At 55.7% G+C, this 13,401-nt stretch carries 15 protein-coding genes, 1 pseudogene and 1 riboswitch; of the genes and pseudogenes, 6 read left to right on the top strand and 10 right to left on the bottom strand.

The window, feature by feature from the left end; all coding sequences use genetic code 11:
* The 6 genes and pseudogenes from gcvT to glyA form a co-directional block, all read right to left on the bottom strand.
* Window positions 1-263 (bottom strand): annotated as a pseudogene (gene gcvT, locus Q1B46_RS14920) (glycine cleavage system aminomethyltransferase GcvT); the annotation flags it as partial.
* A gap of 16 nt (window positions 264-279) precedes the next feature.
* Window positions 280-702: a universal stress protein gene (locus Q1B46_RS14915; protein WP_299665410.1), complete on the bottom strand. Its 423-nt coding sequence runs from the start codon at window positions 700-702 to the stop codon at window positions 280-282.
* A gap of 79 nt (window positions 703-781) precedes the next feature.
* Window positions 782-2,155 carry a sodium:alanine symporter family protein gene (locus Q1B46_RS14910; RefSeq protein ID WP_299665409.1) on the bottom strand — a complete coding sequence of 458 codons (1,374 nt, stop codon included), beginning with the start codon at window positions 2,153-2,155 and terminating at the stop codon, window positions 782-784.
* A 25-nt stretch (window positions 2,156-2,180) separates the two neighbouring features.
* A complete protein-coding gene (lipA, locus tag Q1B46_RS14905; protein ID WP_299949140.1) occupies window positions 2,181-3,125 on the bottom strand; it encodes a lipoyl synthase in 945 nt (314 codons plus the stop codon).
* Window positions 3,126-3,138: 13 nt separating this feature from the next.
* Complete coding sequence (lpdA, locus tag Q1B46_RS14900; RefSeq protein WP_299949139.1) at window positions 3,139-4,518, bottom strand: dihydrolipoyl dehydrogenase; 1,380 nt, start codon at window positions 4,516-4,518, stop codon at window positions 3,139-3,141.
* Between the two features lie 11 nt (window positions 4,519-4,529).
* Window positions 4,530-5,783 (bottom strand): serine hydroxymethyltransferase, encoded by a 1,254-nt coding sequence (gene glyA, locus Q1B46_RS14895; protein WP_299949138.1) that lies wholly within the window; start codon window positions 5,781-5,783, stop codon window positions 4,530-4,532.
* A 147-nt stretch (window positions 5,784-5,930) separates the two neighbouring features.
* On the opposite strand from glyA, the gene Q1B46_RS14890 reads away from it, so the two are divergent.
* The 4 genes from Q1B46_RS14890 to Q1B46_RS22210 all read left to right on the top strand — a co-directional run bounded on the left by Q1B46_RS14890 (window position 5,931) and on the right by Q1B46_RS22210 (window position 9,025).
* Window positions 5,931-6,533 (top strand): helix-turn-helix domain-containing protein, encoded by a 603-nt coding sequence (locus tag Q1B46_RS14890; RefSeq protein ID WP_299949137.1) that lies wholly within the window; start codon window positions 5,931-5,933, stop codon window positions 6,531-6,533.
* A gap of 109 nt (window positions 6,534-6,642) precedes the next feature.
* Complete coding sequence (locus Q1B46_RS14885; RefSeq protein ID WP_299949136.1) at window positions 6,643-7,602, top strand: dihydrodipicolinate synthase family protein; 960 nt, start codon at window positions 6,643-6,645, stop codon at window positions 7,600-7,602.
* On the top strand, window positions 7,593-8,528 hold the full coding sequence (locus Q1B46_RS14880; protein ID WP_299949135.1) for a proline racemase family protein: 936 nt from the start codon (window positions 7,593-7,595) through the stop codon (window positions 8,526-8,528). The genes Q1B46_RS14885 and Q1B46_RS14880 overlap by 10 nt, the downstream gene beginning before the upstream one ends.
* Before the next feature lie 17 nt (window positions 8,529-8,545).
* Window positions 8,546-9,025 carry a putative molybdenum carrier protein gene (locus Q1B46_RS22210; RefSeq protein WP_366871566.1) on the top strand — a complete coding sequence of 160 codons (480 nt, stop codon included), beginning with the start codon at window positions 8,546-8,548 and terminating at the stop codon, window positions 9,023-9,025.
* Here the strand turns inward: Q1B46_RS22210 and Q1B46_RS14875 are convergent.
* Genes Q1B46_RS14875 through thiB form a run of 3 tightly spaced genes read right to left on the bottom strand, consistent with a single transcriptional unit; the run spans window position 9,013 to window position 12,195 of the window.
* Window positions 9,013-9,705 (bottom strand): ATP-binding cassette domain-containing protein, encoded by a 693-nt coding sequence (locus Q1B46_RS14875; protein ID WP_299949134.1) that lies wholly within the window; start codon window positions 9,703-9,705, stop codon window positions 9,013-9,015. The two genes, Q1B46_RS22210 and Q1B46_RS14875, sit on opposite strands and share 13 nt — an antisense overlap.
* Window positions 9,692-11,239: a thiamine/thiamine pyrophosphate ABC transporter permease ThiP gene (locus Q1B46_RS14870; RefSeq protein WP_299949133.1), complete on the bottom strand. Its 1,548-nt coding sequence runs from the start codon at window positions 11,237-11,239 to the stop codon at window positions 9,692-9,694. Before Q1B46_RS14870 ends, Q1B46_RS14875 begins: the two co-directional genes overlap by 14 nt.
* On the bottom strand, window positions 11,215-12,195 hold the full coding sequence (gene thiB / locus Q1B46_RS14865) for a thiamine ABC transporter substrate binding subunit (RefSeq protein ID WP_299949132.1): 981 nt from the start codon (window positions 12,193-12,195) through the stop codon (window positions 11,215-11,217). Before thiB ends, Q1B46_RS14870 begins: the two co-directional genes overlap by 25 nt.
* Before the next feature lie 32 nt (window positions 12,196-12,227).
* Window positions 12,228-12,333: riboswitch (TPP riboswitch) on the bottom strand.
* 177 nt (window positions 12,334-12,510) lie between these two features.
* Here thiB and Q1B46_RS14860 point away from each other — a divergent pair.
* Complete coding sequence (locus tag Q1B46_RS14860) at window positions 12,511-12,741, top strand: type II toxin-antitoxin system CcdA family antitoxin (protein ID WP_299949131.1); 231 nt, start codon at window positions 12,511-12,513, stop codon at window positions 12,739-12,741.
* A complete protein-coding gene (locus tag Q1B46_RS14855) occupies window positions 12,741-13,040 on the top strand; it encodes a CcdB family protein (protein WP_299949130.1) in 300 nt (99 codons plus the stop codon). The genes Q1B46_RS14860 and Q1B46_RS14855 overlap by 1 nt, the downstream gene beginning before the upstream one ends.
* A gap of 125 nt (window positions 13,041-13,165) precedes the next feature.
* On the opposite strand, the gene Q1B46_RS14850 is transcribed toward Q1B46_RS14855, so the two are convergent.
* The gene (locus tag Q1B46_RS14850; protein WP_299949129.1) at window positions 13,166-13,381 is read right to left on the bottom strand and encodes a hypothetical protein; all 216 of its coding nucleotides are present in this window, start codon (window positions 13,379-13,381) and stop codon (window positions 13,166-13,168) included.
* Window positions 13,382-13,401: the final 20 nt, after the last annotated feature.

Genomic DNA, 13,401 nt, shown 5'->3' with positions numbered 1-13,401 from the left:
CCGTACCGCGCCTTGCCCTCTTTCAAGGTCGCATAGGCCTGCGGGCACAAAGCTTCCAGCTTCTCGCCCACATTCTCACCCCGCAAAATAACCTGTCCCATATGAGACACATCAAAAACCGCCGCCTTCTCACGGCACTGCTTATGCTCGCCCATAATCCCCAAGGGATACTGAACAGGCATCTCCCAGCCCGCAAAATCAACCAACTTGCCACCCAACTCAACATGCAAATCATACAACGGCGTCCGCTTAAGTGTCGTCATAACCAGGGCCTTTCAATCAGCGGGATTGGTCGCGAACGACGGTCACGGTGCAATGTGCATTACGCACGACTCGCGACAGGTTCGGGCCAATTTCATAATTCGGGAAATCGCCTTTGGTCGACGCCATGACGATCAGATCGAAGCCTTCTTTATAGGCAAGCTTCAGGATTTCGCGGTAGACGCTGCCTTCTTCGATGTGAATTTTCACGTCGCTGGCCTTGCCGTGATCCAGAATGGCCTGAACTGCGTTGTGCACATGCTCTTTGGCACCGGCGCCATAGTTGGCGGGCAGGTTCGGCAGCGGGATGATCTCGGGGATAACGGCAACGGCGTGCAATTCAGCGCCATAGAACTTCGCCTGTTCCAGCGCGAGCGGTAGGGCGTCTTTCCACGAGCGTTCGTCAGTATGATCAATGGGCAGCAGGATTTTCGTGGCCATCTCATCTCTCCTCGAGATAGGGAATTCTGTTTCAAAAGCGGGGGGCCGGGATGGCCCCCCGTATTCATCAGGTCCAAGCTTACTCGGCAGGTGTTCCGCCGGGCTCTTCCGACTGACCGCCTGAGGCGAAGAACTCTTTCGTCAGTTTGATGACGATCGGGCTCAGCAATGCCAGAGCAATCAGGTTCGGCAGTGCCATCATCGCGTTTAGCGTATCAGCCAGCAGCCAGATGAAGCCCAGATCTGCGGTTGCGCCGAAGTAGATCATTACGATCCATGCGATACGGTATACGATCAGGATCTTGTGACCCAGAAGGAAGCCAACGCATTTCTCGCCGTAGAACGACCAACCCAAGATTGTGGTGAAGGCAAAGATCGACAGTGCGACTGCAATCAGCGAACCACCGATACCTGGCAGCGACAGCTCGAACGCCAGCGACGTCAGGGCTGCACCGGATTCACCCGAAGTCCAGGCACCCGAAGCAATGATTGCCAGACCGGTAATCGAGCAAACGATGATGGTATCGATGAACGTACCCAGCATCGCGATCAGGCCCTGGTTTACTGGACCTTTGGTTTCTGCTGCGGCGTGTGCGATCGGAGCGGAACCCAGACCGGCTTCGTTCGAGAAGACACCACGTGCCACACCAAAGCGGATCGCCATCCAGACAGCTGCACCCGCGAAACCACCTTCGGCGGCAGAGGGGGTGAACGCATGGGTGAAGACCAGCGACAGAGCGTTGCCAATTTCGCCGATGTTGATCAGCAGAACCAGCAGGCCAGCTACGATGTAGCTGATCGCCATGATCGGAACCAGTTTACCAGCAACCGCACCGATGCGGGTGATGCCACCCAGGATAACGGCAGCGGTCAGGATCATCAGGACAACGCCGGTGACCGAAGTATTGACGCCAAAGTTTGATTCCAGAACCTGTGCAACACCGTTGGCCTGCACACCGTTACCGATGCCGAAGGCAGCGATCCCGCCGAACAGGGCAAATGCACCGCCCAGCCAAGCCCATTTAGCGCCAAGACCGTTCTTGATGTAGTACATCGGGCCACCAACAAAGTTGCCCAGTTCGTCTTTTTCGCGGTATTTAACGGCCAGGACAGCTTCGGCATATTTGGTTGCCATGCCTACCAGGGCGGTCATCCACATCCAGAACAGTGCACCAGGACCACCCAAGAAGACAGCTGTCGCAACACCGGCGATGTTACCTGTACCGATGGTCGCCGACAGCGAGGTCATGAGCGCGTTAAATGGGCTGATTTGTCCTTCGCCCGAGCCTTCACGCCCTTTGAACAGAAGGCTGAAGCCCATGCCCAGTTTCATGATCGGCATGAATTTCAGGCCGACCTGCAGGAACAAGCCCACACCCAAGATAATGACCAGCATAGGGGGGCCCCATACCACCCCATTTATCCAGCCCACAATTGATGTTAACGCTTCCATGGATTTCCTCCCAAATGCGTTAGAGTTATGCCCTGTTCGACAAAGCCCGCTGACGGGCCTGTTTAAGGGCGGCAAAGTCTTCGTCCGCGTGGAACGACGAACGGGTCAGCGGAGTGGCTGACACGTGTAGAAAGCCCTTGGAACGAGCGATCTGCTCGATCTGGGCAAATTCTTCCGGCGTCCAGAACCGGTCGATTGGATGGTGTTTCGGGGTCGGCTGCAGGTACTGCCCGACGGTCAGAAAATCGACATTCGCGGCGCGAAGGTCATCCATGACCTGCCGTATGTCGTTCAGGCTTTCGCCCAGACCAACCATCAGACCGGATTTGGTGAAAATTTCGGGTTTTGCACGTTTGGCATCGTCCAACAGGCGCAATGACGTGTAATAACGCGCACCCGGACGAACCGTCGGATACAGGTGCGGAACGGTTTCCAGATTGTGGTTAAAAACATCGGGCGCGGCCTCGAATACGATGTCTGAGGCTTTGCCTTTTCCGAGGAAGTCGGGCGTCAAAACCTCGACCGTCGTGCCCGCGTTCTGATGACGCACTGCGCGAATGGTCTGTGCAATATGCTCAGCCCCACCATCTGCCAGATCATCGCGGTCAACCGAGGTTATTACCACATGACGCAGGCCCAGTTTTTTGACAGCGGCGGCGACCCTGCCGGGCTCGAACGTGTCCAAAGCGTCAGGGCGACCCGTGGAAACATTGCAGAAAGAACAACCGCGCGTACAGACCTCGCCCATGATCATCATGGTGGCGTGGCGCTTGGACCAACACTCGCCGATATTGGGGCAAGCCGCCTCTTCGCAGACCGTTGCCAGGTTGTGCTCGCGCATCAGGCGACGGGTCTCATAATATTCTGCGCTATCGCCTTTTTTCTTACGAATCCATTTGGGCTTGCGCGGGATGACACTGTCGGCCTTCTTGGCCTTCTCCGGGTGGCGAGCGCGAAGCTGAATGGTCATCTGTCGGCCTCCCTCAGGCGTGGATCGCGCGGCCCAGGGCGTCGAGGCAGGCTTCTTTGACCGCCTCTCCCATGGCCGGGTGTGCATGGCAGGTTGCTGCGACTTCGGACACGGTCGCGCCCTTGGTCATAGCCAGAACCAGTTCGGCTATCAAATCACCACCATGTGCCCCACAAATATGTGCGCCGAGTATCTTACCATCCGCACCAGCAAGAACCTTGACCGCACCATCGGTTTCCCCTGTCGAACGTGCGCGCGAGTTTGCCATGAATGCAAACTTGCCGACCGTGTAGTCGGTTCCTGCGTCTTTCAACGCCTCTTCGGTCAACCCGACCGACGCGACCTCGGGGTCTGTGTACACCACGCCAGGGACGGTGTTGTAGTCGACATGCCCAGCTTCTCCGGCCAGTGTCTCGACGCAGGCGACACCATCTTCTTCAGCTTTGTGAGCCAACATTGGTCCGGGAACACAATCGCCAATCGCATAGATGCCGGGAACCGACGTCTGGAAAGCACCGTCAACTTCGATAAAGCCACGTTGGTTTATCGCCACGCCCAACGCGTCCAGGCCAAGGCCGCGAGTCACGGGTCGGCGACCCACCGCAATCAAGACTTTGTCGGCCTCGATCACTTCTTCCTTGTCCTTACCGACGCGATCCACAGTCAGGCTCAGGCCTGCATCGGTTTTGTCGACTGATTTCAGGGCGCGTCCCAATTGGAATTTCAAACCGCGTTTGGACAGTGCGCGTTGCGCCAGCTTGGCGATTTCACCGTCGATCCCGGGCAGAACGCGATCCAGATACTCGACCACGGTGACTTTGGCGCCAAGGCGCGCCCAAACCTGCCCCAGTTCCAGACCGATTACACCCGCACCAATCACCACCAGATGTTCCGGTACAGTTTCCAGCGCAATTGCGCCGGTCGAGCTGAGGATATCCTGCTCGTCAATCTCGATCCCAGGCAGCGACGTCGGTTCCGAGCCGGTGGCAATCAGGATATTCTTGGTCTCATAGGTGTCATCCCCCACCTTGACCTGCCCGGCTGCTGGAATGCTGGCCCACCCTTCGATCAGATCCACACCGTTTTTCTTGAACAGAAACGCGATGCCCTTGGTCAGGTCACCAACGATCTTGTCCTTACGGCCCATCATCGCGGGTACATCAATGCTGGCCCCCTCGACCGCAATACCGTGGGAGGAGAGATGTGCAAGTTCGGCATATTTGGCCGAGGAGGTCAGCAACGCTTTGGAGGGTATGCACCCCACATTCAGACAGGTCCCGCCGAGCGCGCCGCGCCCTTCAGCGCAGGCGACTTTCAAGCCCAGCTGCGCCGCTCGGATTGCAGCGACATAGCCGCCCGGGCCACCCCCGATGACAATGAGATCGTAAGTCATTTGGTCTTCTTTCAGTAGATCGGGTGGCTTGCGCAGAGGGCGCGGACTTTTTCGCGGGTTTCTTTTTCGATGGCTTCGTCCCCATCGGGCGATTGCGCCAGTGAATCCAGGACATTGCCGATCAGGTGACCGATTTGCTTGAACTCTTCAGGGCCAAAGCCGCGGCTGCATCCGGCCGCAGTGCCCAGGCGGATACCGCTGGTGACTGTGGGCTTCTGGGGGTCGCCGGGAACGCTGTTTTTATTACAAGTGAAGCCTGCACGCTCAAGCGCGGCTTCGGCGTCTTTGCCGGTTACGCCAATCGGGCGCAGGTCAACCAGCATCAAGTGGTTCTGCGTGCCGCCCGAAACGATGTCGCATCCGCGGGCCATCATCACGTTCGCCAGTGCCGACGCGCTGTCCACAACGCGCTGCATATATTCCTTGAAGTCGGGCTTCAGCGCTTCACCAAATGCAACAGCTTTACCTGCAATCACATGCATCAGAGGGCCGCCTTGCAAACCCGGGAAGACGGCCGAGTTGACCTTCTTTGCCAGCGCTTCGTCATTGGTCAGGATGACACCGCCGCGCGGACCACGAAGGGTCTTATGGGTGGTCGACGTTACCACATGGGCGTGACCAATGGGCGAGGGGTGCAGGCCCGTCGCAACCAGGCCGGCGACATGCGCCATGTCTGCAAGCAGCCACGCGCCAACTTCGTCAGCGATTGCACGGAAGCGCGCAAAATCAATCTTTTGCGAATAAGCTGACGCCCCGGCGATGATCATCTGGGGCTTTTCGGCCTTGGCCAGTTCTTCAACCTGATCGTAGTCAATCAGCCCGGCCTCGGTCAGTCCATATTGAATCGGACGGAACCACTTGCCGGACTGGGCAGGTTTTGCGCCATGGGTCAGGTGGCCACCGGCATCCAGCGACATGCCGAGGATGGTGTCACCGGGGCTGAGCAAGGCCAGCTTGACCGCCCCGTTGGCTTGCGCACCCGAATGCGGCTGAACATTTGCATATTCACAACCGAACAGCTGCTTCAGTCGTTCGATGGCTTCGGCTTCGACCTCGTCCACATATTCGCATCCACCGTAGTAGCGGCGACCTGGATAGCCCTCGGCGTACTTGTTCGTCAGCACAGAACCCTGTGCATCAATCACGGCCTGAGAAACGATGTTTTCAGACGCGATCAATTCGATCTGTTCAGCCTGACGTTTGCCCTCGCGTGCGATTGACGCCGCGATGACCGGATCTGCCTCTTTGAGCGATTCTGTGAACATAGCCTTCTCCATCGATCCAATCTCCCATAGGGGAAAATAAGTTTCCTATAGTGGAATTCGCATCTATAAGGCAACAGGTAAATGAAATCGGGAAAGTTGTGTCAGAAGGTGGATTTCATTAACTTACGGAAAAGCGGGGAAAATTAAATGGCTGAAGACAGTCCAAATGATGCCTCTGGATCAGAAGAAGCGGATGACGGCGCTGCATTGGGGCGGTCAATCCGGGATGCTCGCCGGGAAAAAGGCTGGACTTTGGAGGAGGCTGGCCGTGCTGCGGGAATCGGTCGGTCAACGCTTTCAAAGATCGAAAACAATCAGACTCGTCCCAGCTTTGATATCGTGCGAAGGCTGACCCAGGCACTGGGTATGAGCACGCCGCAACTGTTTCTGCAGTCGGGTCAGACCGATATCTCGGGACGGCGCGACTTCACACCCAGGGGTGAGGGTGAAATAAAGAGTACGACGACATATCTGCACGAGTTGCTGTGCACGGAGCTCACAAGCAAGCGGATGCTTCCCTATATCGCTACGATCAAAGCTCGTGATATTTCCGAGTTTGATACCTGGATCAGGCACAGTGGCGAAGAGTTTATGTATGTGATCAGCGGCGAACTTATGTTCATATCCGAGCACTATAGACCTTTGCCGATGAAAGCCGGCGATTCGCTCTACTACGACAGCAGCATGGGGCATGGATGCATCTCGACGGGCGAAGAAAACGCACAAGTGTTGTGGGTGTCACTCGAGTGAGGCCACCAGGCGGATCTGTGTCGGTAACTGGCTTGTTTGCACAATGGCAAATTTGGTGAAAGCAGGCAGAAGATTCTAATCGTCGCAATTCGAACAGAAGAAGATACCAATGACACAGAACATTTTTACCGGCACGATGCCTGCCTTGATGACACCCTGCACTTCCAACCGTGCGCCGGATTTCGACGCTCTGGTAAAAAAGGGCAAGGAGATGATCGAGGCCGGTATGTCTGCGGTGGTGTATTGCGGTTCCATGGGCGATTGGCCGCTTCTGACAGATGCGGAACGTATGGAAGGTGTTGAACGGCTGGTCGCTGCTGGGTTGCCTGTGGTCGTAGGCACGGGGGCCATCAATTCGAAATCCGCGGTGGCGCACGCGGCTCATGCGCAGAAAGTCGGCGCATCAGGCCTGATGGTTATTCCTCGTGTTCTTTCGCGCGGCGCATCAGGTGCGGCACAAAAGAACCATTTCAAGGCGATCCTGTCTGCGGCGCCAGATGTGCCAGCAATTATCTACAACAGCCCTGTTTACGGATTTGCGACCCGCGCTGACCTGTTTTTCGAACTTCGATCCGAACATCCAAATCTGGTCGGCTTTAAGGAATTCGGAGGTAAAGACGATCTGAGATACGCGGCTGAGTTCATCACTTCAAAAGACGATCAGGTTACCTTGATGGTCGGCGTCGACACCGAGGTATATCATGGATTCGTCAATTGCGGGGCGACGGGTTCGATCACCGGGATTGGCACGGCATTGCCCAAAGAGGCATTGTTGCTGGCCGCATTGTCGAAAAAAGCCGCAGCAGGCCACGCCGAAGCCCGCCTTCGCGCGCGCGAGTTAGATGAGGCGCTTGGTGTGTTGGCCAGCTTCGACGAAGGGACTGATCTGGTTCTCTACTATAAGCATCTTCTGGTTTTGAATGGCGAAGAAGAATACCGATTGCATTTCATCGAAACAGATGAACTGTCCGACGCGCAGCGGAACTATTGTGAGCAGCAGTATAACCTGTTCCGCAACTGGTTCAGCGACTGGGTGCAACAGGGTGGGGTCATCGCTGAATGCATGTGATCGACAGCCATACCGGAGGAATGCCAACGCGGGTCATTCTGGATGGCGGCCCTGATCTGGGCTCAGGGTCTTTAGCCGAACGCGCCAATCGACTGGCGGCAGAGCACGAGGAATTCTACAAATCCATCCTTCTTGAGCCGCGTGGCCAGCCGGGTATGGTAGGCGCACTTCTTGTAGAGCCCGAGAACCCGGTCTGTGCTACGGGTGTCATTTATTTTGATGCCGATGCGGTGTTGGGCATGTGCGGGCATGGCACGATCGGTCTTGGCGTGACACTGGCGCATCTGGGGCGGATCGATATCGGTATGCACCGGATCGAAACCCCTGCCGGAGAAGTTGCGATTGATCTGAAAGACCCCAACACCGTCGAAGTCACGAATGTCGAAAGCCGTCGGGTTCGTCACGCGGTTGCTGTTGATACCGAAGGTTTCGGACCGGTGACCGGGGATGTGGCATATGGCGGCAACTGGTTTTTCATCGTCGACCCTAGCCCTGTACCCGTGGAATCAGAAAGCATCCGGTCGCTAACCGATTTTGCGATTGCTATCCGCGAAGCCTGTATTGCCCAGCAGATTGGCGGCGAAAATGGAGAACCTGTTGATCACGTCATTCTGCAGGGTCAGTCGCCGAACAAAGACATTCACAGCCGAAACTTTGTTTTATGCCCGGATAACGATTATGACCGGTCGCCCTGTGGCACCGGAAGTTCGGCGCGTCTGGCCTGTCTTGCTGCAGGCGGGAAACTACCAGCCGGAGAGGTGATCCTACAGGAAAGCGTGATTGGAAGCACCTACCGACTGTCCTATCAACCGGGGCAGGGCGGCGCGATTGTTCCTCAGCTAACCGGTCATGCGCATATCATGGCAGAAAGCACGCTGATCTTTGCAGACAGTGATCCGTTTCGAACAGGTATCAGCAGATCGTAACTGCGGGGCAGGAGCAGATGTCTGTTTCAAAAATTGTAGCGGGTGGTCAAACGGGCGTTGATATGGCCGCATTGGATTTCGCGCGAGCGCACAAGATTTCATATGGTGGTTGGGTCCCAAAAGGCAGAACCAATGAATCCGGCGGGATTCCCGCAGAATACTCCGGATTGGTTGAAACCCAATCAACAAGCGTGAACGAACGCACTAGATTGAATGTTCAGTTGAGCAGTGCCACGTTGGTTTTCGTGGATGGATCAATCAGTCCGGGCACACAGCAAACAATTGTTTTCGCAAGCGAAGCCGAAAAACCCTGTTTGGTGATCGATGTCAGGCATGGGTTGGACACTTGCATTCGGCAACTACGGGATTGGTTGTGTGCGTGTTCAATAAAAGTCCTGAATGTCGCTGGTCCACGTGCCTCCGAGGCGCCCGGTTTGGGTGTGCAAGTGCGAGACGTGCTTGAAGGCTGCCTCGCTGAATTTACTCAACCCAAATAGTCGCGCAAACTGGGTGGGGGATTTTCGAAGAGTTGCGCGGTGGCGACAGGTGCTTGCGCAATCTGGTCCGCAACCAGAACCGTTTGCCTGGTTATCCGAAGCGCGTCCTGCGGGTCATGGCTGACCATGAGCAGAGTGGTCTTGGTCTCGGCTACCAGATCGGCCACCAGATCCAGCATTTCGGCCTTCAGGGCCGGGCCAAGCGCTGCGAAGGGTTCATCAAGCAACAGGACCTCTCGCCTCTGAACCAGTATTCTGGCTAGTGCGACCCGGCTTTGTTGACCTCCTGACAACTCGGCTGGCTTTCTTGCGCCCATATCCAGCAAGTCAACTCGTTGCAGGGCCGACCGCACCATCTCCATTTCATCTGTGGATAAGCGTCCGTTTGGCCGCAGACCCAGAGCGATATTCTGAGCGGCGGTCAGATGCGGGAACAGGTTGCCGTCCTGAAACAGCATCGCAAGCGGTCGTTTTCCCGGTGGCAAAGTAGTCAGATCTTTGCCGTTCCAATATATCTGCCCCGCTTTCAAGTCCCGAAAACCGGCGATGGTTTCCAGGAGGGTTGATTTTCCAGCACCCGATGGACCTATTACGGCAACCCTAGCCCCAGTTTCGATTTCGAAATCGGCATTTAGCAGAAAGTCGCCATTTGCGATGGTGCATTTGTCAAGCTTCAGCATGCCAGCGCCCTCCTCGATCTAGAATCCAGAATACGCCCATCGAAAGCAGAAGTAGTAATAAGGCACCCCCTGCTGCCGCCTGCATCTGGTAGGCCCCCATGAGGCGATAAATCTGCAAAGGCAACGTGGCAATCTGCGCATCGGCGAACAGAGCGATCACACCCAGATCACCCATGGACAGGGCAGCGGCCAGACCTGCGGCAAAGCCGATTTGAGGGCGAAGCCGCAGAACCATGACGCGGATGAAAAAGGTGCGAGAGCTCATATTTAGGGACAGCGCCAGACGCCCATGCCGCTCGACCGTGTCGCGCGCTGCGGGAACGAGAATCCTTAATGCGAAGGGCAGGGCCATCACGGCGTTGACCAGCGCAGTTACGGGAAGAGCAACTGCTGTTGGGTTGGCCACGGGGCGGATCAGAATGAACAGACCCGTGCCAATGACCAAAGGCGAAGCTGCTAGTCCGAGAATGCCGCAGAGCTCGACGATATTATGTCGGCCTGTTGCAACGGATACTGCCATGGGCACCGCAAGCAGCAGTAGTATTGCAGTGCTGGCAGCAGCGACAAGGATTGACGTGACTGCTGCGCGAAACACCAGTGAGGGAAGTTCGAACAGCCCAATTACGCCTGAAATCGCGACCGAGGCCAATGGCAAAAGCAGGAAAGTGGCAGCGGCGATAATCCAAATTGCGTCCAACAATGGGGTTCCACCATCCCAACGGCGGATGGCCCGGTTGAGACCTGCACCAAAGCTGTCTCCCCGCGAAAACTTCAGCGCTGCCAATGCTGCAGCGGCAGTTAATGCCAGCTGCAATGCGGATAGCAGCGCCGCACGGCCGAGATTGAAATCGTAAGTAAACGCCTGATAAATAGCGAGTTCGATCGTGGTTGCGCGTGGGCCACCCCCCAGTGTGAGAGCAACCGCAAAACTGGTCAGACAGATGGCGAAGACCACGGCCAGAACGCCGGGTAAAACACGTCGCAGCATGGGCAGCTCAATCAAACGGAACATCGCCATCCCGTTGCATCCCAACTGCGCGGCAAGACGAAACCGTTCGGCGGGTATTTCCTGCCACCCTTGCAATATTAGCCGCGTAGCCAACGGCAGGTTGAAAAATACATGGGCCAGCACGACCCCGTGCAATCCATAGATTTGAACGGGCGGAAGCCCAAAAATACTCAATACATCCGAGATCCAACCCGACCGGCCAAAGACCTGAAGCAACCCCAGTATCGCAACGATAACCGGAAGGATAAATGGCGCACCCAGAAGTGTAATCAATAGCCGTCGTCCGCGAAACCGCCGACGGGCCAATGCCCGTGCTACCGGGATGGCCAAAACAGCGCTGAATACTGCTGAGAGTGTTGCCTGAACAAGCGTAAAGCGAAGGGCCGCCCAATCAGAAGGGGCAAACCCGCCACTGGTTTCAGCACGCAAGGCAACCGTGACCAAAGTTCCCAATATCAGCGCGGCGACAAGGGTTGCCGCGCTGATGCCGGGCCATGGGTTTATTGGCTGAGTGCGCTCAACCATTCCGTAAGCGCCTGGTCTCGTTTGGTTGCGGCTTCGCTCGGGTCAATAATCAGAGCTTTCTGAGGAATAACCAGAGTGTCAAATCCTTCGGGCAGCCCCGAGGATGGTGTTACCGCAGGATACATCCAGTTGGTTGTTGGAATGATCTGCTGGAATGTTTCCGATACCATGAAGTCCAGAAACTGATCGGCCAGTTCAGGGTGATCCGAACCAGCCAGCTTTGCCGCAACTTCAATCTGCATATAGTGGCCTTCGTCAAAGGCTGCGGCAGCTTTGCTGGGGTCTTCCTCGGCAATCAAATGATATGCTGGTGAGGTCGTATAGCTGAGAACCATGTCAGCTTCGCCATCGAGGAACAGCCCATAAGATTCGGACCAACCTTTGGTGACGGTCACGATATTATCGGCAAGGTCAGCCCAGATGGTCGGGGCTTCGTCACCGTAAGCCGCCTTGACCCACAACAGCAGACCCAGACCCGGGGTTGATGAACGCGGGTCCTGGATGATGATCTTGGTGTCGCTGTCTGCCAGTTCACGAAAGTTGGCGGGCGCAGACGCATCGGCGTTGTGAACAAAGGCAAAGTAGCCCCAGTCATATGGAACAAAAGTTGTGTCGGTCCATTTGATCGGCAACGCGTAGTCGGCGGTCACGGAATGAGGGGCAAACAGACCTGTTTCCTTGGCTGTTGCGATCAGATTGGTGTCCAACCCCAATACGACGTCGGCTTCGGTGTTCTCACCTTCAAGCCGAATGCGCGAGAGCAAGGCGGCGCCATCTTCGACGCCGACGAGGTTCAGGTCGCAGTCACATATTGCTTCAAAGGCTTCTTCGATCTTTGGGCCGGGCCCCCAGTCCGAGACGAAGCTGTCGTAGGTATAAACGGTCAACTGTGTTTTGTCGGCTGCCACAGCCGATGTCGCAGTCAGTATTCCCGCAGCAATTGCCAGATGTTTCATGTCATCCTCCAATGCGGCGAGAGGGCAAGGATGGACAAAACCTGTACCTTTCCCTCCGCCGGTTCTAGCCGGTTCAGGTTCAACGGGTTTGCCTGTTGGCATCTCAGCGCAGTATCGAGCGCACCCCGAGGTAGGCCAGTGATTATGGTGATACGAAGGTGAATACAACCAAATTCCTGCATTATGGACCTGTATATCCCGATTAACCTTTGCTTGGTTCCTTAGATTGACGTCACTTAGTTGTACGTATTAATATGCGCATGTAAAACACGCATCAATTATATCTTTATTCTTGCTCATACGGTGGTTGACCACATGAACCTACAGTCCCGGAAACCGACCAATCTGTCGCTTGATAACACCTTGATTGCCGAAGCTCGGAAACTGAAAGTGAACCTTTCCCGAGCGGCAGAAGAGGGGGTTCGTGCCGCTGTTGCCGCCGCAAAGGCCGAACAATGGAGGGCTGAGAACGCCGAAGCTCTGCAAAGCTCTAATTCATATGTAGAAAAGCACGGGTTGCCTCTGGAAAGCTTCCGTCAGTTCTGATGCCAAAATATGATGTGTTTCCCAACCCATCCGGTGATGGTTACCTGCTGGATGTGCAGACGGACCTTCTGAGTGATCTGAACACGCGTGTGGTTGTGCCCCTTATGCCGAAATCACGAGCGCCGAAACCGGCGACCCGCCTCAATCCGATATTCCTGATCATGGGAGAGCCGGTTGTCATGGTGACTCAGTTCATGGCCGCTGTTCCAACAGGTGTTCTCAAATCACCAACCGAAAACCTGAAGGACGAGTTTGAACAGATTACCGTTGCCATAGATATGCTGACGCAGGGCTTCTAATTACATTGGCCGACGTCGCGATTTGCGACTAATTTTGCAGTTTCTGAAGGCAATAGGGGTTGGCTTCACCAACACCGGTGCTTCCGGGCTGCCGAGAATATCCGCTGTTGATGGATCTGAACGGTTCAGTCTTCGACGGCAGGGTTTTTTGCCGCAACCACCCGAAGCACAAGGCTGGATGCCCAACTCAGGGCGTACCATGTCAGCAAAAAGCCGAAACATTCCAGCGCGAATGATCCCCATTTGTAGAACAGATCAGCAATGACAAAGGCAATCAGCAGCCATGGTCCTTCCTGACGTAAGAATGATTTAAACCCTTGTGATTTCATCGCTCTATGCATGATTTAGATCCATAATTGTA

Source organism: uncultured Ruegeria sp., assembly GCF_947500045.1.
Taxonomy (GTDB): domain Bacteria; phylum Pseudomonadota; class Alphaproteobacteria; order Rhodobacterales; family Rhodobacteraceae; genus Ruegeria.
This window is presented reverse-complemented; position numbering and strand designations above follow the sequence as displayed.